Source organism: Tepidiphilus baoligensis (assembly GCF_012911495.1).
Taxonomy (GTDB): domain Bacteria; phylum Pseudomonadota; class Gammaproteobacteria; order Burkholderiales; family Rhodocyclaceae; genus Tepidiphilus; species Tepidiphilus olei.
Window position 1 is genome coordinate 1 of sequence record NZ_JAAAUB010000039.1, and the last position, 1,258, is coordinate 1,258.

Annotated in this window: 1 protein-coding gene; it reads right to left on the reverse strand. The window is 65.9% G+C overall.

From position 1 onward, the window contains the following. Positions 1-61: 61 nt before the first annotated feature. On the reverse strand, positions 62-1,258 hold a 1,197-nt coding region (locus GV368_RS10900; protein ID WP_169116537.1), incomplete at its 5' end, for a 2-oxo acid dehydrogenase subunit E2.

Genomic DNA, 1,258 nt, shown 5'->3' on the forward strand with positions numbered 1-1,258 from the left:
TGATAGTCGCCGATGTCCGGTACCTTCACTTCGATGAGGGACATGGGATTCGCTCCGCTTTTTAGAGCAGCACCCGCCGGAAGTCGGCGAGCAGCTGGGCAAGGTGGCTGGTGAAGCGCGTGGCGTACGCCCCGTCGATCACGCGATGATCGGCCGTGAGCGACAGCGGCAGGATCTGGCGCGGCACGAACGCCTTGCCATCCCACACCGGTTTGACGGCGATCTTGTTCACGCCCAGGATCGCCACCTCGGGCGCGTTGATGATGGGGGCAAACCCCGTGCCACCGATGCCGCCCAGACTGGAGATGGTGAAGGTGGCGCCCTGCATCTCGGCCGGCTTGAGCTTGCCTTCGCGCGCCTTGCGGGCGAGTTCGGCCGTTTCGGCGGCGATCTCACGCAGCCCCTTCTTGTCGGCTTCTTTCAGCACCGGCACCACCAGACCTTGCGGCGTGTCGGCGGCAAAGCCGATGTGGTAGTAGCGCTTGTAGACGAGCTTGTCCCCGTCGAGGCTGGTGTTCATGTCGGGGAAGCGCTGCAGCGCTGCCACCACCGCCTTGATGAGGAAGGCGAGCATGGTGAATTTGAGCCCTTCCTTTTCGTGCTCGCGGTTGAGCTCGCGGCGGAAGGCTTCGAGCTCGGTGACGTCGGCCTCGTCGTGGTAGGTGACCGCCGGGATCATGATCCAGTTGCGCGCGAGGTTCGCCGCCGAGATCTTCTTGATGCGCCCCAGCTCCTTGACCTCGATCGGACCGAACTTGGCGAAGTCTACCTTGGGCCAGGGCGGCAATTCCAAGCCAGCGAGCAACGAGCCGCCGCCCGCCTTGGACGGCTCCCCGGCTTCACCTTGCATCACGCGCTTGACGTAGGCGACGACGTCTTCACGCAGAATGCGCCCGTTGGGTCCGGACGGAGTGACTTTGGAGAGATCGACCCCGAGCTCGCGGGCAAAGGCGCGCACCACGGGGCTGGCGTGGATCTTGCCGCCGAGCTGGATCGGTGTGGGCGCAATGGGAGACGGTGTCACGGGTTCGGCGACGGGCGCCCAAACCGCCGCACCGGCGACCGAGGCCGGTCGCGGTGACGCGGCAGAAGGAGTGGGTTCACCGACTTCGGCTGTGGCGGCTGCGTTCGCTTCGACGCCGCGCTGGACTGGCGTGGCCACGTCGCCGGGGGGCTGAGAGGCTGGCTCGGATGCTCGATCTGTTTCTTTGGCTTCGAGGCGGATGACGGGGGTGCCTTCGGAGACCTTGTCGCCGAC